Genomic DNA, 18,090 nt, shown 5'->3' on the forward strand with positions numbered 1-18,090 from the left:
TCTGATGTTTTTCAAGGAGGTAAACCATGAACATCATTGCCATCATGGGGCCACACGGCGTCTTTTATAAAGACGAACCCATCAAGGAGCTGGAGCAAGCCCTTAAAGCACGTGGATACCAGCTGATCTGGCCGCAAAACAGCGCCGACCTGCTGAAATTTATCGAACACAATCCGCGCATCTGTGGCGTGATATTCGACTGGGACGAATACGACATGGAGTTGTGCAGCGATATCAATAAGCTCAACGAATATCTTCCGCTGTACGCGTTTATCAACACTCACTCGACCATGGACGTGAGCGCGCATGATATGCGTATGGCGCTGTGGTTCTTCGAATACTCACTCGGCGTTGCCGAGGACATTGCGACCCGCATTCAGCAGTACACCGGTGAATACCTCGATAACATCACACCGCCGTTCACGCGCGCGCTGTTCACCTATGTGAATGAAGGGAAGTACACCTTCTGTACGCCAGGCCACATGGCGGGAACAGCCTATCAAAAAAGCCCGGTGGGATGTCTGTTCTACGATTTCTTTGGCGGTAACACGCTGAAGGCGGATGTGTCGATTTCGGTCACCGAGTTAGGCTCTCTGCTGGATCATACCGGCCCGCATCTGGAAGCCGAAGAGTACATCGCCCGGACCTTTGGCGCCGAGCAAAGCTACATGGTGACCAACGGTACCTCAACCTCGAACAAAATCGTCGGGATGTACGCCGCGCCTGCCGGCAGTACGCTGCTGATTGACCGCAACTGCCACAAATCACTGGCGCATTTGCTGATGATGAGCGACGTGGTGCCGCTCTGGCTGTCGCCTACGCGTAATGCGCTGGGTATTCTCGGCGGCATTCCTCGCCGTGAATTCGCGCATGAAGCCATTGAAAATAAGATCGCGGCGATCCCCGAGGCAAGCTGGCCTGTGCACGCGGTGATCACCAACTCCACCTATGACGGGCTGCTTTACAACACGAACTGGATCAAGCAGACGCTCGACGTGCCGTCGATCCACTTTGACTCCGCGTGGGTGCCTTACACCAATTTCCACCCGATTTACTCGGGTAAAAGTGGGATGAGCGGCGAGCGGGTGCCGGGCAAGGTGTTCTTCGAAACGCAGTCGACGCACAAAATGCTGGCCGCGTTTTCCCAGGCGTCTCTCATTCACATCAAGGGCGAGTACGACGAGGACACCTTCAACGAAGCCTTTATGATGCACACGACCACGTCGCCGAGCTACCCGCTGGTGGCGTCCATCGAAACGGCGGCGGCGATGCTGCGCGGTAATCCGGGTAAACGCCTGATCAATCGTTCGGTGGAACGGGCGCTGCATTTCCGAAAAGAGGTTCAGCGGCTTAAAGATGAAGCGGACGGCTGGTTCTTTGATATCTGGCAGCCGGAAGAGATTGATGAGGCAGAATGCTGGCCCGTCGCGCCGGGGGAGAGCTGGCACGGTTTTCGGGATGCCGATGCGGACCACATGTTCCTCGATCCGGTTAAGGTGACGATCCTGACGCCGGGCATGGATGAGCAGGGCGTGATGGGTGAGGAAGGGATCCCGGCTGCACTGGTGGCGAAGTTCCTTGATGAGCGCGGCGTGGTGGTGGAGAAAACCGGCCCCTATAATTTGCTATTCCTGTTCAGCATCGGGATCGATAAAACCCGCGCGATGGGGCTGCTGCGCGGACTGATGGAGTTTAAGCGCGCATACGATCTGAACCTGCGGGTGAAGAATATGCTGCCGGATCTCTACGCGGAAGATCCTGACTTCTACCGCAATATGCGTATTCAGGATCTGGCCCAGGGGATCCACAGGCTGATCCGCCAGCACGATTTGCCGCGCCTGATGTTGCAGGCATTTGATGTTCTGCCTGAAATGAAGCTGACGCCGCACAGGGCGTGGCAGCGCCAGGTGAAAGGGGAGGTTGAAACCGTTGAGCTGGAGAACCTGGTCGGCCGGGTATCGGCCAACATGATCCTGCCTTATCCGCCGGGCGTGCCGCTGCTGATGCCGGGTGAAATGATCACTGAGGAGAGCCGGGCGGTGCTTGATTTCCTGCTGATGCTCTGTTCGGTGGGGCGCCACTATCCGGGCTTTGAAACGGATATTCATGGCGCGAAACGCGATGATAACGGCGTGTACTGGGTGAGAGTCCTAAAATAAAAGGGTCTGCTTGCCAGGGGCGGGTTGTCGGTTGTAACGTTCAGGGCATCATAAAAAGGAGAAACTATGCTGGGTTTAAAAGCGGTTCATCATATTGCGATCATTGCCACCGATTACGCGAAAAGTAAGGCATTCTACTGCGACGTTCTCGGCTTTACGCTGTTGAGCGAGGCCTACCGTGAGGAGCGCGACTCCTGGAAAGGCGATCTGGCGTTAAACGGACAATATGTGATTGAACTGTTCTCTTTTCCTTTCCCGCCAGCGCGTCCTTCACGCCCGGAAGCCTGCGGCCTGCGCCACCTGGCCTTCAGCGTCGATGACCTGGACAGCGCGGTAAAACATCTGGAAGCCCACGGCGTGGCCTGCGAAGCGATTCGTGTCGATCCCTTTACCGATAAACGTTTCACTTTTTTCAACGATCCGGACGGGCTGCCGCTGGAGCTTTACCAGCAGTGATCGCCGTCATGTGTGATAATGCCCGTTCAGTTCGGGCATTTTTTATGTGTAATTTCCTATGACCTTACCCGCTATCGCGCACGCCGTTTCACCCTACCGCCAGCTGCTGGTGGGGTTCAGCGGTGGCCTGGATTCCACCGTTTTGCTGCACCGCCTTAAGCTCTGGCGCGACCGTGAGCCTGACGTCCAGCTGCGGGCGATGCATATCCATCACGGCTTAAGCCCCCATGCCGACGACTGGGTGGCGCACTGCGAAGCGGTGTGCTCAGGGTGGGACATCCCGCTGATCGTTGAACGCGTCACGCTTGAGGATGAGGGGCTGGGTATTGAGGCGCAGGCGCGGAAAGCCCGCTACGCCGCGTTTTCTGGCGCATTACAGCCTGGAGAAGCGTTGGTCACCGCGCAGCATCTGGACGACCAGTGCGAGACGTTTTTACTGGCGCTCAAGCGGGGCAGCGGGCCTGCGGGTTTATCCGCCATGCCTGAGCGCGCTGATTTTGCTGAAACAGAGCTCATCCGCCCGCTACTGGGTGAGACGCGCGCATCACTGGAAGCCTGGGCACAGCAGCATCATCTGTGCTGGATTGAAGACGAGAGCAATCAGGATGACAGTTACGACCGTAACTTCCTGCGCCTGCGCGTCTTACCGCTGCTGAGTGAGCGCTGGGCCCATTTTTCCGAAGCGGCGGCCAGAAGCGCCATGCTTTGTGCTGAACAGGAAAGCTTGCTGGATGAGTTGCTGAGCGGGGAGCTGAATACGCTGACTACCGCTGACAGTGCCCTGAACATTGCGCCGTTGAAAGTGATGAGCCCTGTGCGTCGGGCTGCTCTGATTCGCCGCTGGCTGGCTTACCACCGTGCGGTTATGCCGTCCCGGGCGATGCTCAACCGTATCTGGGAGGAAGTTGCACAGGCGAGGGAAGATGCCGCACCGTGTATACACCTGAATGGTTATGACGTCAGGCGCTATAAAGGGCAACTCTGGTGGGTAAAATCTGTGCCGTCGCTGGCTGACGTTGTGCTCGACTGGCCGTCGCCGGAAAAAGCATTAACGCTACCGATGAATGCCGGTGTCGTTGCGTTAAGCCATTCGGGGAATGTGCGTCTACCTGAACCGGACGAGAACGTTACCATACGCTTCAGGGCCAGCGGCATGCTGCATATCGTCGGGCGTAACGGCGGGCGTAAGCTGAAGAAAATCTGGCAGGAACAGAATGTTCCGCCCTGGCGACGTGATACCACGCCGCTTCTGTTTTACGGCGACACGCTCATCGCGGCGGCAGGGGTTTTCATCACTGAAGAGGGGTGGGCTGAAGCGGGTGTTAATTTTGAATGGAAAGCGTAACGGGCAGCCTGGCTGCCCGTTGGTTATCAGGATTCGCTCACCACAACGGTGCCGATTTCCGGATGGCTGAAACTGGCAATTTTGTCGAGGCGTAGCTCACGCGTTGCACCTGCATCTTCCACAACCAGGTATTCCACATTTTTACGGGAAACCAGATCGCTGGCCTTTGCCTTTAGCACTTCGCCATCTTTTAGCTCCAGCGTCAGTATTAAATGATGCTGGCAGGCGAGTTCGAGGTTGTCATAGTCATCACAATTGATGGGTTGATAGGTATCATTCATCGACATAATCGCTCACCAGTAAATTCGCCGCAGCATACGCTGCTTTTTCCCTGACCGATTCAGAAAGGCTCTCATCAGAGGCCACTTCATTTAGCACGTTCAATACACAGCCCAACGCATCCGGAATGTACCCCAGATCTCCGCTGGCGATCTCCGCATACCGTCTGCGAATCAACTCACAATAATTATTCACATCACCTCCTGCCAGCGTACTGACTTACTGTGAGATATCATTAAGCCTACGAAGTTAAACTCGGTTTAGCAAGGTGACTATACCATACTCATTTAAGCAATATCAGCGCCTTGATAAGAGGGAGACACCACCTCGTAACAGCCTTTTGCCGCGGTTTTCGCTACAATGTACGCCTGATTCGAAAGGAGTTCTCTCATGGCGCTGAAAGCGACAATTTATAAAGCTGTGGTCAATGTGGCGGATCTTGACCGTAACCAGTTTCTGGATGCGTCATTGACGCTGGCGCGTCACCCTTCTGAAACCCAGGAGCGCATGATGCTGCGCCTGCTGGCGTGGATTAAGTATGCCGACGAGCGTCTGCAATTTACCCGTGGTTTAAGCGCGGAAGATGAACCGGAAGCCTGGCTGCGCAACGATCATCTGGGTATCGATTTATGGATTGAGCTTGGCCTGCCGGATGAACGCCGGATCAAAAAGGCCTGCACCCAGTCTGCTGAAGTGGCGTTGTTTGCCTACAACCAGCGAGCGGCGGAGATCTGGTGGCAACAAAATAAAAATAAATGTGCGCAGTTCAAAAATCTTACCGTCTGGTATCTGGATGATGAACAGCTGGCGCAGCTGAGTGCGTTCGCCAGCCGGACGATGGCGCTACAGGCGACGATTCAGGACGGCGCCATCTGGCTTTCCGATTCTCAGAATAATCTGGAAATTCATCTCACGGCCTGGCAGCCCGCATCATGATTGTATTGTCCCGAAACGTCAGCATCCCTGATAACGAGCTGGAGATCACCGCCATCCGGGCCCAGGGAGCAGGGGGACAGCACGTTAACAAGGCCTCAACGGCTATCCATTTGCGCTTTGACATTCGGGCCTCCAGCCTGCCAGAGTATTATAAAGAAAGCCTGCTTGCCGCCAGCCATCACCTGATCACCAGCGAGGGTGTGATGGTGATTAAAGCGCAGGAGTATCGTAGCCAGGAGCTTAACCGGGAAGCGGCAACAGCCCGGCTGGTCGCGGTCATTAAAGAGCTGACGGCTGTACAAAAAAGTCGCCGGGCAACACGTCCAACGCGGGCATCGAAAGAACGTCGGTTGTCATCGAAGGCGCAGAAATCCACCGTAAAATCACTGCGTGGCAAAGTCCGTCACCCATAATGTGACGAAAGGGATACCCTTTTTCATAAGGAAAGTATTGTGAAAAAAGCATTATTATCAGCGCTGGCCGTGACAAGCCTGTTCGCGCTTTTTGGCTGTAATAACCGTTCAGAAACGCAGGTACTACAGCCAACGCAAAATGAAGAATTAAAGCCGATGCAGCAAAGCTGGCGCGGCGTATTACCGTGTGCAGATTGCGAGGGCATCGAAACCTCTCTGTTCCTGCAAAAAGATGGCACCTGGGTCATGAACCAGCGTTACCAGGGGGCGAAAGAACCGTCTTCTTTTGCATCTTACGGAACATGGGCGCGTACGGCTGAGAAGCTGGTATTGACGGATACCACGGGCGATAAAACCTTCTTCCGCGCCAAAGGCGAGGGGATGGAGATGCTCGATCGCGAAGGTAATCCGATTGAATCCCAGTTCAACTACACGTTGGCCCCGGTAAAAGCGACCCTGCCAGCCACCCCAATGGCGATGCGAGGGATGTATTTCTACATGGCGGATGCGGCGATCTTCACTGACTGTGCAACCGGAAAGAAAGTCAGCGTGGCGAACAATGCCCAGCTGGAGCGAGACTATGCCGTCGCGCGCGGCAACGACAGTAAGCCAGTGTTGCTGACGGTTGAAGGGCATTTTACGCTGGAGCCAAACCCGGATAGCGGCGAGCTGGTGAAAACGCTGGTGGCAGATAAAGACGCGAAGTTTGCTGCGGGGAAAGACTGCGAAAGCAAATAAGATATAGCCATTAAAAAACCCCGCACTGGCGGGGTTTTTTGTTTCTTAACCTTTGATGGCTTTCACCAGGTAATCAAGAATATCTCCCGTCTTGATCATCTGTTTTTCGCCGTTGCGACGGTATTTGTATTCAATCTCGTCGCTGTCGAGGTTACGGTCGCCAATGACGATGGTGTGTGGAATACCGATCAGTTCCATGTCAGCAAACATCACGCCAGGACGCTCTTTACGGTCATCCATCAGCACGTCGATACCTTTCGCGCTCAGCTCAGCGTAGAGTTTCTCAGCCAGTTCCTGCACGCGATAAGACTTGTGCATGTTCATTGGCAGGATCGCCACCTGGAACGGCGCGATGTTATCCGGCCAGACGATTCCGCGTTCGTCATAGTTCTGCTCGATAGCGGCAGCAACAACGCGCGTTACGCCAATGCCGTAGCAGCCCATGGTCAGAACCTGGTTACGGCCATCTTCGCCCTGAACGGCAGCGTTCATTGCGCGCGAGTACTTATCGCCCAGCTGGAAGATGTGGCCTACTTCGATACCGCGTTTGATCATCAGAGTACCCTTGCCGTCCGGGCTTGGATCGCCTGCGACCACGTTACGGATGTCAGCCACTTCCGGCGTCGCCACGTCACGATCCCAGTTGATGCCGAAGAAGTGTTTACCGTCGATGTTTGCGCCCGCAGCGAAGTCGCTCATCGCCGCAACGGTGCGGTCAATGACCACCGGAACAGGCATGTTCACCGGACCCAGAGAACCAGGACCTGCATTCACCACGGCGCGGATCTCTGCTTCCGTTGCGAAGGTCAGCGGGCTGGCAACCTGCGGCAGCTTCTCGGCTTTCACTTCGTTCAGCTCGTGATCGCCTCGTACCAGCAGGGCAACCAGTGGATAAGCGCTACCTTCAGCCGATTTCACCAGCAGGGTTTTCACGGTTTTTTCGATCGGCAGAGTAAACTGCTCAACCAGCTCGGCGATAGTTTTCGCGTTTGGCGTATCAACCAGCGTCATCTCTTGCGTTGCCGCGCCGCGTGGTTCTTTTGGTGCCAGCGCTTCTGCAAATTCGATGTTCGCGGCGTAATCAGAGGAGTCAGAGAAGATCACATCGTCTTCGCCGCTCTGCGCCAGAACCTGGAATTCATGGGAGGCGCTACCGCCGATTGAACCGGTATCAGCCTGTACAGCACGGAAATCCAGCCCCATGCGGGAGAAGATTTTGCTGTAGGCCGCGTACATTTTGTCGTAGGTCTCTTGCAGCGATTCCTGAGAAGTATGGAAAGAGTAAGCATCTTTCATCAGGAACTCGCGAGAACGCATGACGCCAAAGCGTGGACGCACTTCGTCACGGAATTTAGTCTGGATCTGGAAGAAGTTCAGCGGCAGCTGTTTGTAAGAGCTCAGCTCGTTACGGATCAGGTCGGTGATCACTTCTTCATGCGTTGGGCCGAGAACGAATGGACGATCGCCACGATCGGCAATACGCAGCAGTTCAGGACCGTACTGCTCCCAGCGACCGCTCTCCTGCCACAGTTCAGAGGGCTGAACGACCGGCATTAACACCTCGATAGCACCGGCGTTGTTCATCTCTTCACGCACGATGTTTTCGACTTTTTTCAGGACGCGCACGCCGGTCGGCAGCCAGGTGTATAACCCGGAGGCCAGCTTGCGGATCATCCCGGCGCGCAGCATCAGCTGGTGGCTGATCACCTCGGCGTCGGCAGGTGTCTCCTTCAGAGTGGAGAGCAGATATTGGCTAGTACGCATGTTGTTACGGTTCCATTTCGACGATTGGAACAGGCTGAAACACCAGCCTGACACAAAAAAAGTGGTTTAGTTTACCAGTGTGGCAAAGATGCCAAAAGAGAGGAGAACAAAATTACCTGGGTTCCAGGGCAAACACTTCAAAACCCGCCGCAGTCACGCGCCAGCGCACGTTAAAGTCCAGCAGCCAGACGGCGTACGTATTCCCGGCTTCCTCTTCTTTGCGGTAGGCGGGACGGGGGTCCTGCGCCAGCACTTCAACGATAAAGTCACGCAGGCGAGGATAACGCTTTTCCAGCTCGCTGATTTGCGTCGTTATTTCAGACGTGAAGTGAACCGGCATATCTGCCTGCGGTGCGTCCTGAGCATAGCTTGCCCGGGCATCCGGCAGCGCTTCGGCGAAGGGCAGGTAAGGCTTAATATCTATGACTGGCGTGCCATCAACCAGGTCAAGGCTACCTAACTCCAGAATCACCTGATCTTTCTGACAGCGTATGCCTTTCAGCTCGACCAGCGACATCCCGATGGGGTTGGGACGAAAGGTTGAGCGGGTGGCAAAGACACCCATTCTGGCATTTCCGCCCAGACGAGGCGGACGCACGGTGGGACGCCAGCCGCCTTCCATGGTCTGGTGAAACACAAAGACCACCCATAAATGGCTGAACGCCTCAAGCCCGCGCACTGCATCGGCCTGATTATACGGCGCGACAAGATGAAGTTCGCCGCCGCCGTTAATGACCAGACCCGGCTGACGCGGCACGGCGAACTTTTCTTTATAAGGGGAGCGGATAACGCCTATCTGCTCGAACTGAAATGAACTCATTTCGCCGTAATGTTAAGCGCAGAACCGATACATACCGCCTGGCGATAGCAACCTGGTGTGCCGCTGGTGACTTCGCAGCTGTGCAGCAGCACCGCGTTGGCTTTCATTTTCGACGCGTTGATTTGCATACGCTTGCGGGCTGTCGGAATATTGGGTGGGGAGTCCTGATTCGTTGCCTGGCAGGATTCGCCGCTCACTTCGCCCAGTTCACGGAATGGCTTACCGACCAGCTCGTCGGCTTTGGTAATAATACGTACCGGCGCAGCGCGAGGCGCTTTCGGTTTTGCTGGCTCCGCTTTTGGCGGGGTTGCAGTGCTTTGAACAGGTTCAACAGGAGATCTGCTTAGCATAGAACAGCCGCTCAGCATCAGTGCTAAAAAACAGATCGGTAAAGCACGCATAATAATTCCTCAGTGGATAATCAAAACGTCAGATATTGAAGCAGTTGACCGCACAAATGACAAGACGGGCAAATGCCCGTCTTGATGATATTACACTGCCGGGAGATTACCAGCCTTTAACCGCGCCGCCGTTAAACACCTTATTGGCTTCCTGGTACACTTCTTCAGACTGATATGCCTGTATGAATTTCTTCACATTCTCCGCGTCTTTGTTGTCTTCGCGAGTCACGATCAGGTTGACGTACGGGGAATCTTTATCTTCAACGAAGATGCCATCTTTCGCTGGGGTCAGGCCGATCTGGCTGGCGTAAGTGGTGTTGATCACGGCCAGGGCGATCTGCGCATCGTCCAGAGAACGTGGCAGCTGTGGTGCTTCCAGCTCAACAATTTTCAGATTTTTCGGGTTTTCGGTTACGTCCAGAACGGTCGGTAACAAGCCAACGCCTTCTTTCAGTTTAATCAGGCCCACTTTCTGTAGCAGAAGCAGGGAACGGCCAAGGTTGGTTGGGTCGTTAGGGACGGCAACCTGTGAACCCGGCTGGAGTTCATCCAGAGATTTAATTTTCTTGGAGTAACCGGCAATCGGGTAAACGAAGGTGTTACCGACAGCAACCAGTTTGTAGCCGCGATCTTTGATCTGCTGATCCAGGTACGGTTTATGCTGGAAGGCGTTAGCGTCAATGTCGCCTTTGCTCAGCGCTTCGTTCGGCAGAACGTAATCGTTGAAAGTCACCAGTTCAACGTCCAGGCCATATTTCTCTTTAGCGATTTTCTGCGCGGCCTCAGCAACCTGCTGTTCTGCACCGACGATAACGCCTACTTTGATGTGGTTTGGATCTTTTTCGTCCTGACCGCAACCCACCAGTGCCAGCGAGCCAATCAGTGCGCCTACTGCTGCGAAGGTCTTAAATTTAAACGCCATGTTATATCCTTAACTCGTCGAGTTTGTGTTGTTTGTAACGTTATTTATGCGTAACAGCCCGGACGATACGATCGCCAGAGAATTGAATTAAGTAAACCAGCACAACCAGCAATACCAGAACGGTATTCATTACGGTAGCGTTATAGCCAATATAGCCGTACTGATATCCAATCTGGCCTAAACCGCCAGCACCTACGGCGCCGCCCATTGCGGAATAACCGACCAGGGTGATAAGCGTGATGGTTGCTGCGTTCACCAGCCCAGGCAGCGCCTCTGGCAGCAGAACTTTGCGAACGATCTGCATTGGCGTCGCACCCATAGCGCGGGAAGCTTCGATCAGGCCGGTTGGGATTTCCAGCAGGGCGTTTTCCACCATACGGGCGATAAACGGTGCCGCGCCTACGGTCAGCGGGACAATAGCTGCCTGCAAACCAATCGACGTCCCGACGATCACGCGCGTAAACGGAATCATCCACACCAGCAGAATAATGAACGGAATAGACCGGAAAATGTTCACCAGCGCAGAGAGCGTACGATACAGCTTCGCGTTTTCAATAATTTGACCCGGGCGCGTAACGTACAGCAGCACGCCGACCGGCAGCCCAATCACAAAACCAAAGAAGCCCGATACGAAGGTCATTGCCAGCGTTTCCCAAACGCCGCGAACCAGTAGCCACATCATCGGCTCAGACATAACCCAGTACCTCTACTTTTACGTGATGTTCTTGCAGCCAGGCAATTGCCGCCTGGGTTTCTTCCTGTGTGCCGTGCATTTCCGTCAGCATAATGCCGAACTTCACGCCACCGGCGTAGTCCATCTGCGCGCTAATAATGTTGTTATTCACGTTAAAGCGACGCGCGGTTTCGGACAGCAGCGGTGCGTCAACGGACTGGCCCGTGAACTCCATGCGCAGCATCGGGACGCTGTCAGGCGTTGCGTCTGTTTTTAAACGTTCCAGATAATCTTCCGGAATATCCAGATGCAGTGTGGACTGAATGAACTGCTGAGCCAGCGGCGTTTTCGGGTGTGAGAAGACTTCACTCACCGTGTCCTGCTCAATCAGCTCACCGTTGCTGATGACCGCCACGCAGTCGCAGATGCGTTTCACTACATCCATTTCATGCGTAATAAGGAGAATCGTCAGGCCCAGGCGACGGTTAATGTCTTTTAACAGTTCCAGAATAGAGCGCGTGGTGGCCGGGTCTAACGCGCTGGTGGCTTCATCGCACAGCAGCACCTTAGGATTGCTTGCCAGCGCGCGGGCAATGGCCACACGCTGTTTTTGCCCACCGGACAAATTTGCCGGGTAGCTATCATGCTTGTCGCCCAGACCAACAAGGTCGAGCAGTTCGGTGACGCGACGCGTAACTTCTTCTTTCGGCGTGTTATCCAGCTCAAGCGGCAGGGCAACGTTGCCGAACACGGTGCGGGATGCCAGCAGGTTAAAGTGCTGGAAAATCATGCCAATCTGGCGACGCGCTTTGGTGAGTTCTTTTTCTGAGAGAGCGGTAAGCTCCTGGCCGCCAACTTCTACGCTGCCCTGGGTTGGGCGCTCAAGCAGGTTAACACAACGGATCAGCGTACTTTTACCCGCACCCGATGCGCCAATGACGCCATAAATCTGACCAGCAGGCACATGCAGGCTGACGTTGTTCAGCGCCTGAATGGTTCGGTTCCCCTGCTGGAACACTTTGGTGATATTGGAAAGTTTAATCATTAGATTATTTTTATCGTAAGTAAGTTAGCCGTGGCATTTTCTTCTGCCAGATACGGGGAATGACCGTAAACAAAATGGATGTTAAGGCATCCAGACGTCTAAATCAATCCACCTCTGTGCGATGAGCACTTTATTGCGCTGCGATTCATGAGATACTAGCTGAACAAGCCTTTTTCAGGAGCAAACCGGTGGCAAAATCTGTACCCGCAATTTTTCTCGATCGTGACGGCACTATTAATGTGGATCACGGTTACGTCCATGAGATTGATGAGTTCGAGTTTATCGAGGGCGTAATAGATGCCATGCGCCAGTTGAAAGAGATGGGCTATGCGCTGGTGGTGGTGACTAACCAGTCCGGTATCGCCCGGGGTAAATTCACCGAAGCGCAGTTCGAGACGCTGACGGAATGGATGGACTGGTCTCTGGCCGATCGTGGCGTCGATCTTGATGGCATCTATTATTGTCCGCATCACCCGCAGGGAAGTGTAGAGGCGTATCGTCAGACCTGTGATTGCCGTAAGCCACACCCGGGCATGTTTATCTCTGCACAGGAATTCCTGCACATTGATATGGCCGCATCTTATATGGTGGGCGATAAACTGGAAGATATGCAGGCAGCAGCGGCGGCAGGTGTAGGTACCAAAGTATTAGTGCGTACCGGTAAACCGGTCACCCCAGAAGCAGAAAATGCAGCCGACTGGGTGATAACGAGTCTGGCAGAACTGCCAAAAGAGATTAAAAAGCACCAAAAATAGGCGTTTTGGCGAAAAGGTGAGCGGTTGAAATAAAAATGCATTTTTCCGCTTGTCATTCCTCGGCGGCTCCCTATAATGCGCCTCCATCGACACGGCGGATGTGAATCACTTCACAGATAACCCGGTCGGTTGAAGAGAAAAAATCCTGAAATAACGGGTTGACTCTGAAAGAGGAAAGCGTAATATACGCCACCTCGCAACGGTGAGCGAAAGCCGCGTTGCACTGCTCTTTAACAATTTATCAGACAATCTGTGTGGGCACTCAAAGTGACATGGATTCTTAATGTCTTCGGACACTAAATGAATACCAAGTCTCAACGAGTGAACACGTAATTCATTACGAAGTTTAATTCATTGAGCATCAAACTTTTAAATTGAAGAGTTTGATCATGGCTCAGATTGAACGCTGGCGGCAGGCCTAACACATGCAAGTCGAACGGTAACAGGAAGCAGCTTGCTGCTTCGCTGACGAGTGGCGGACGGGTGAGTAATGTCTGGGAAACTGCCTGATGGAGGGGGATAACTACTGGAAACGGTAGCTAATACCGCATAACGTCGCAAGACCAAAGAGGGGGACCTTCGGGCCTCTTGCCATCGGATGTGCCCAGATGGGATTAGCTAGTAGGTGGGGTAACGGCTCACCTAGGCGACGATCCCTAGCTGGTCTGAGAGGATGACCAGCCACACTGGAACTGAGACACGGTCCAGACTCCTACGGGAGGCAGCAGTGGGGAATATTGCACAATGGGCGCAAGCCTGATGCAGCCATGCCGCGTGTATGAAGAAGGCCTTCGGGTTGTAAAGTACTTTCAGCGGGGAGGAAGGCGATAAGGTTAATAACCTTGTCGATTGACGTTACCCGCAGAAGAAGCACCGGCTAACTCCGTGCCAGCAGCCGCGGTAATACGGAGGGTGCAAGCGTTAATCGGAATTACTGGGCGTAAAGCGCACGCAGGCGGTCTGTCAAGTCGGATGTGAAATCCCCGGGCTCAACCTGGGAACTGCATTCGAAACTGGCAGGCTAGAGTCTTGTAGAGGGGGGTAGAATTCCAGGTGTAGCGGTGAAATGCGTAGAGATCTGGAGGAATACCGGTGGCGAAGGCGGCCCCCTGGACAAAGACTGACGCTCAGGTGCGAAAGCGTGGGGAGCAAACAGGATTAGATACCCTGGTAGTCCACGCCGTAAACGATGTCGACTTGGAGGTTGTGCCCTTGAGGCGTGGCTTCCGGAGCTAACGCGTTAAGTCGACCGCCTGGGGAGTACGGCCGCAAGGTTAAAACTCAAATGAATTGACGGGGGCCCGCACAAGCGGTGGAGCATGTGGTTTAATTCGATGCAACGCGAAGAACCTTACCTACTCTTGACATCCAGAGAACTTTCCAGAGATGGATTGGTGCCTTCGGGAACTCTGAGACAGGTGCTGCATGGCTGTCGTCAGCTCGTGTTGTGAAATGTTGGGTTAAGTCCCGCAACGAGCGCAACCCTTATCCTTTGTTGCCAGCGGTCCGGCCGGGAACTCAAAGGAGACTGCCAGTGATAAACTGGAGGAAGGTGGGGATGACGTCAAGTCATCATGGCCCTTACGAGTAGGGCTACACACGTGCTACAATGGCGCATACAAAGAGAAGCGACCTCGCGAGAGCAAGCGGACCTCATAAAGTGCGTCGTAGTCCGGATTGGAGTCTGCAACTCGACTCCATGAAGTCGGAATCGCTAGTAATCGTGGATCAGAATGCCACGGTGAATACGTTCCCGGGCCTTGTACACACCGCCCGTCACACCATGGGAGTGGGTTGCAAAAGAAGTAGGTAGCTTAACCTTCGGGAGGGCGCTTACCACTTTGTGATTCATGACTGGGGTGAAGTCGTAACAAGGTAACCGTAGGGGAACCTGCGGTTGGATCACCTCCTTACCTTAAAGAACCTGCCTTTGTAGTGCTCACACAGATTGTCTGATGAAAAACAGCAGTAAAAAACCTCTACAGGCTTGTAGCTCAGGTGGTTAGAGCGCACCCCTGATAAGGGTGAGGTCGGTGGTTCAAGTCCACTCAGGCCTACCAAATTTTTGCTGATGCTGCGTTGCGGCGACACTCACATACATAAGTATGCTTCGTGTCACCACGGCTTGCCTCAACAAAAATTACCGGTACAGAGGTGACTACGATGGGGCTATAGCTCAGCTGGGAGAGCGCCTGCCTTGCACGCAGGAGGTCTGCGGTTCGATCCCGCATAGCTCCACCATCTTTTACTGCGAACACAAGAAAACTTCAGAGTGAACCTGAAAAGGTGCACTGCGAAGTTTTGCTCTTTAAAAATCTGGATCAAGCTGAAAATTGAAACGACACACAGCTCATGTGTGTTCGAGTCTCTCAAATTTTCGCAAGTCGATGGTGAATCGAAAGAAACATCTTCGGGTTGTGAGGTTAAGCGACTAAGCGTACACGGTGGATGCCCTGGCAGTCAGAGGCGATGAAGGACGTGCTAATCTGCGAAAAGCGCCGGCGAGGTGATATGAACCCTTGACCCGGCGATGTCCGAATGGGGAAACCCAGTGCAATCCGTTGCACTATCGTTAACTGAATACATAGGTTAACGAGGCGAACCGGGGGAACTGAAACATCTAAGTACCCCGAGGAAAAGAAATCAACCGAGATTCCCCCAGTAGCGGCGAGCGAACGGGGAGCAGCCCGGAGTCTGAATCAGCTTGTGTGTTAGTGGAACGGTCTGGAAAGTCCGACGGTACAGGGTGATAGTCCCGTACACGAAAGCACACATGCTGTGAACTCGAAGAGTAGGGCGGGACACGTGGTATCCTGTCTGAATATGGGGGGACCATCCTCCAAGGCTAAATACTCCTGACTGACCGATAGTGAACCAGTACCGTGAGGGAAAGGCGAAAAGAACCCCGGCGAGGGGAGTGAAAAAGAACCTGAAACCGTGTACGTACAAGCAGTGGGAGCCTCTTTATGGGGTGACTGCGTACCTTTTGTATAATGGGTCAGCGACTTATATTCTGTAGCAAGGTTAACCGTATAGGGGAGCCGAAGGGAAACCGAGTCTTAACTGGGCGTTAAGTTGCAGGGTATAGACCCGAAACCCGGTGATCTAGCCATGGGCAGGTTGAAGGTTGGGTAACACTAACTGGAGGACCGAACCGACTAATGTTGAAAAATTAGCGGATGACCTGTGGCTGGGGGTGAAAGGCCAATCAAACCGGGAGATAGCTGGTTCTCCCCGAAAGCTATTTAGGTAGCGCCTCGTGAACTCATCTTCGGGGGTAGAGCACTGTTTCGGCTAGGGGGCCATCCCGGCTTACCAACCCGATGCAAACTACGAATACCGAAGAATGTTATCACGGGAGACACACGGCGGGTGCTAACGTCCGTCGTGAAGAGGGAAACAACCCAGACCGCCAGCTAAGGTCCCAAAGTCATGGTTAAGTGGGAAACGATGTGGGAAGGCACAGACAGCCAGGATGTTGGCTTAGAAGCAGCCATCATTTAAAGAAAGCGTAATAGCTCACTGGTCGAGTCGGCCTGCGCGGAAGATGTAACGGGGCTAAACCATGCACCGAAGCTGCGGCAGCGACGCTTATGCGTTGTTGGGTAGGGGAGCGTTCTGTAAGCCGTTGAAGGTGTGCTGTGAGGCATGCTGGAGGTATCAGAAGTGCGAATGCTGACATAAGTAACGATAAAGCGGGTGAAAAGCCCGCTCGCCGGAAGACCAAGGGTTCCTGTCCAACGTTAATCGGGGCAGGGTGAGTCGACCCCTAAGGCGAGGCCGAAAGGCGTAGTCGATGGGAAACAGGTTAATATTCCTGTACTTGGTGTTACTGCGAAGGGGGGACGGAGAAGGCTATGTCAGCCGGGCGACGGTTGTCCCGGTTTAAGCATGTAGGCGGAGGTTCCAGGTAAATCCGGTACCTTATTAACGCTGAGGTGTGATGACGAGGCACTACGGTGCTGAAGTGATAAATGCCCTGCTTCCAGGAAAAGCCTCTAAGCATCAGGTAACACGAAATCGTACCCCAAACCGACACAGGTGGTCAGGTAGAGAATACCAAGGCGCTTGAGAGAACTCGGGTGAAGGAACTAGGCAAAATGGTGCCGTAACTTCGGGAGAAGGCACGCTGATATGTAGGTGAAGCCCCTGCGGGCGGAGCTGAAATCAGTCGAAGATACCAGCTGGCTGCAACTGTTTATTAAAAACACAGCACTGTGCAAACACGAAAGTGGACGTATACGGTGTGACGCCTGCCCGGTGCCGGAAGGTTAATTGATGGGGTTAGCGGCAACGCGAAGCTCTTGATCGAAGCCCCGGTAAACGGCGGCCGTAACTATAACGGTCCTAAGGTAGCGAAATTCCTTGTCGGGTAAGTTCCGACCTGCACGAATGGCGTAATGATGGCCAGGCTGTCTCCACCCGAGACTCAGTGAAATTGAACTCGCTGTGAAGATGCAGTGTACCCGCGGCAAGACGGAAAGACCCCGTGAACCTTTACTATAGCTTGACACTGAACACTGGTCCTTGATGTGTAGGATAGGTGGGAGGCTTTGAAGCGTGGACGCCAGTCTGCGTGGAGCCAACCTTGAAATACCACCCTTTAATGGCTGGTGTTCTAACGTGGACCCGTAATCCGGGTTGCGGACAGTGTCTGGTGGGTAGTTTGACTGGGGCGGTCTCCTCCCAAAGAGTAACGGAGGAGCACGAAGGTTGGCTAATCCTGGTCGGACATCAGGAGGTTAGTGCAATGGCATAAGCCAGCTTGACTGCGAGCGTGACGGCGCGAGCAGGTGCGAAAGCAGGTCATAGTGATCCGGTGGTTCTGAATGGAAGGGCCATCGCTCAACGGATAAAAGGTACTCCGGGGATAACAGGCTGATACCGCCCAAGAGTTCATATCGACGGCGGTGTTTGGCACCTCGATGTCGGCTCATCACATCCTGGGGCTGAAGTAGGTCCCAAGGGTATGGCTGTTCGCCATTTAAAGTGGTACGCGAGCTGGGTTTAGAACGTCGTGAGACAGTTCGGTCCCTATCTGCCGTGGGCGCTGGAGAATTGAGGGGGGCTGCTCCTAGTACGAGAGGACCGGAGTGGACGCATCACTGGTGTTCGGGTTGTCATGCCAATGGCACTGCCCGGTAGCTAAATGCGGAAGAGATAAGTGCTGAAAGCATCTAAGCACGAAACTTGCCCCGAGATGAGTTCTCCCTGAGACTTTAAGTCTCCTGAAGGAACGTTGAAGACGACGACGTTGATAGGTCGGGTGTGTAAGCGCAGCGATGCGTTGAGCTAACCGATACTAATGAACCGTGAGGCTTAACCTTACAACGCCGAAGGTGTTTTGGCGAAGAGACAGAAGATTTTCAGCCTGATACAGATTA

The 18,090-nt window shown here is 53.8% G+C and carries 15 protein-coding genes, 2 tRNA genes and 2 rRNA genes; 11 read left to right on the forward strand and 8 right to left on the reverse strand.

Features of this window, described 5'->3' with window-relative positions; translation table 11 throughout:
- The first annotated feature begins 26 nt into the window (after positions 1-26).
- The 3 genes from RS584_RS04160 to tilS all read left to right on the forward strand — a co-directional run bounded on the left by RS584_RS04160 (position 27) and on the right by tilS (position 3,960).
- On the forward strand, positions 27-2,159 hold the full coding sequence (locus tag RS584_RS04160; protein ID WP_015572729.1) for a lysine decarboxylase LdcC: 2,133 nt from the start codon (positions 27-29) through the stop codon (positions 2,157-2,159).
- Positions 2,160-2,225: 66 nt separating this feature from the next.
- Positions 2,226-2,615, forward strand: a complete 390-nt coding sequence (locus RS584_RS04165; RefSeq protein WP_003856151.1) for a VOC family protein — start codon at positions 2,226-2,228, stop codon at positions 2,613-2,615.
- Positions 2,616-2,673: 58 nt separating this feature from the next.
- Positions 2,674-3,960, forward strand: a complete 1,287-nt coding sequence (tilS, locus tag RS584_RS04170) for a tRNA lysidine(34) synthetase TilS (RefSeq protein ID WP_315748982.1) — start codon at positions 2,674-2,676, stop codon at positions 3,958-3,960.
- Between the two features lie 26 nt (positions 3,961-3,986).
- Here the strand turns inward: tilS and rof are convergent, their stop codons facing one another.
- Positions 3,987-4,247 (reverse strand): Rho-binding antiterminator, encoded by a 261-nt coding sequence (rof, locus tag RS584_RS04175; RefSeq protein ID WP_003856148.1) that lies wholly within the window; start codon positions 4,245-4,247, stop codon positions 3,987-3,989.
- Positions 4,234-4,434 (reverse strand): YaeP family protein, encoded by a 201-nt coding sequence (locus RS584_RS04180; protein WP_003856146.1) that lies wholly within the window; start codon positions 4,432-4,434, stop codon positions 4,234-4,236. The genes rof and RS584_RS04180 overlap by 14 nt, the downstream gene beginning before the upstream one ends.
- 195 nt (positions 4,435-4,629) lie before the next feature.
- Here RS584_RS04180 and RS584_RS04185 point away from each other — a divergent pair, with 195 nt between their 5' ends.
- The 3 genes from RS584_RS04185 to nlpE are packed head-to-tail and all read left to right on the forward strand — an operon-like array spanning position 4,630 to position 6,326.
- Positions 4,630-5,175 carry a YaeQ family protein gene (locus RS584_RS04185; RefSeq protein ID WP_003856144.1) on the forward strand — a complete coding sequence of 182 codons (546 nt, stop codon included), beginning with the start codon at positions 4,630-4,632 and terminating at the stop codon, positions 5,173-5,175.
- Positions 5,172-5,588: an alternative ribosome rescue aminoacyl-tRNA hydrolase ArfB gene (arfB, locus tag RS584_RS04190; protein WP_315748983.1), complete on the forward strand. Its 417-nt coding sequence runs from the start codon at positions 5,172-5,174 to the stop codon at positions 5,586-5,588. The genes RS584_RS04185 and arfB overlap by 4 nt, the downstream gene beginning before the upstream one ends.
- 39 nt (positions 5,589-5,627) lie before the next feature.
- Positions 5,628-6,326: an envelope stress response activation lipoprotein NlpE gene (nlpE, locus tag RS584_RS04195; RefSeq protein ID WP_017383734.1), complete on the forward strand. Its 699-nt coding sequence runs from the start codon at positions 5,628-5,630 to the stop codon at positions 6,324-6,326.
- 45 nt (positions 6,327-6,371) lie between these two features.
- On the opposite strand, the gene proS is transcribed toward nlpE, so the two are convergent.
- The 6 genes from proS to metN form a co-directional block, all read right to left on the reverse strand.
- Entirely contained in the window at positions 6,372-8,090 is a 1,719-nt protein-coding gene (gene proS / locus RS584_RS04200) for a proline--tRNA ligase (protein ID WP_015572733.1), read from the reverse strand.
- 112 nt (positions 8,091-8,202) lie between these two features.
- Positions 8,203-8,910: a tRNA (N6-threonylcarbamoyladenosine(37)-N6)-methyltransferase TrmO gene (tsaA, locus tag RS584_RS04205; protein ID WP_015572734.1), complete on the reverse strand. Its 708-nt coding sequence runs from the start codon at positions 8,908-8,910 to the stop codon at positions 8,203-8,205.
- A complete protein-coding gene (gene rcsF, locus RS584_RS04210; protein ID WP_015572735.1) occupies positions 8,907-9,311 on the reverse strand; it encodes an Rcs stress response system protein RcsF in 405 nt (134 codons plus the stop codon). Before rcsF ends, tsaA begins: the two co-directional genes overlap by 4 nt.
- A gap of 106 nt (positions 9,312-9,417) precedes the next feature.
- Entirely contained in the window at positions 9,418-10,233 is an 816-nt protein-coding gene (gene metQ, locus RS584_RS04215) for a methionine ABC transporter substrate-binding lipoprotein MetQ (RefSeq protein ID WP_003856132.1), read from the reverse strand.
- A gap of 40 nt (positions 10,234-10,273) precedes the next feature.
- A complete protein-coding gene (locus RS584_RS04220; protein WP_003856130.1) occupies positions 10,274-10,927 on the reverse strand; it encodes a methionine ABC transporter permease MetI in 654 nt (217 codons plus the stop codon).
- Positions 10,920-11,951, reverse strand: coding sequence for a methionine ABC transporter ATP-binding protein MetN (gene metN, locus RS584_RS04225; RefSeq protein ID WP_006810022.1), 1,032 nt, complete (start codon positions 11,949-11,951; stop codon positions 10,920-10,922). Before metN ends, RS584_RS04220 begins: the two co-directional genes overlap by 8 nt.
- Before the next feature lie 188 nt (positions 11,952-12,139).
- On the opposite strand from metN, the gene gmhB reads away from it, so the two are divergent.
- From gmhB to RS584_RS04250, 5 genes are all read left to right on the forward strand, one after another.
- Positions 12,140-12,706, forward strand: coding sequence for a D-glycero-beta-D-manno-heptose 1,7-bisphosphate 7-phosphatase (gene gmhB / locus RS584_RS04230; RefSeq protein WP_017383733.1), 567 nt, complete (start codon positions 12,140-12,142; stop codon positions 12,704-12,706).
- Positions 12,707-13,077: 371 nt separating this feature from the next.
- Positions 13,078-14,619: ribosomal RNA gene (locus tag RS584_RS04235) — 16S ribosomal RNA — on the forward strand.
- A 70-nt stretch (positions 14,620-14,689) separates the two neighbouring features.
- A tRNA-Ile gene (locus RS584_RS04240) sits at positions 14,690-14,766 on the forward strand.
- 105 nt (positions 14,767-14,871) lie between these two features.
- A tRNA-Ala gene (locus RS584_RS04245) sits at positions 14,872-14,947 on the forward strand.
- 180 nt (positions 14,948-15,127) lie between these two features.
- A 23S ribosomal RNA gene (locus tag RS584_RS04250) occupies positions 15,128-18,033 on the forward strand.
- Together the 16S and 23S rRNA genes with 2 tRNA genes alongside form the textbook arrangement of a ribosomal RNA operon.
- Positions 18,034-18,090 lie beyond the last annotated feature (57 nt).

Origin of the sequence: Enterobacter sp. DTU_2021_1002640_1_SI_PRY_ASU_LCPMC_013, from assembly GCF_032389435.1 — a bacterium.
Taxonomy (GTDB): Bacteria; Pseudomonadota; Gammaproteobacteria; order Enterobacterales; family Enterobacteriaceae; genus Enterobacter; species Enterobacter hormaechei_C.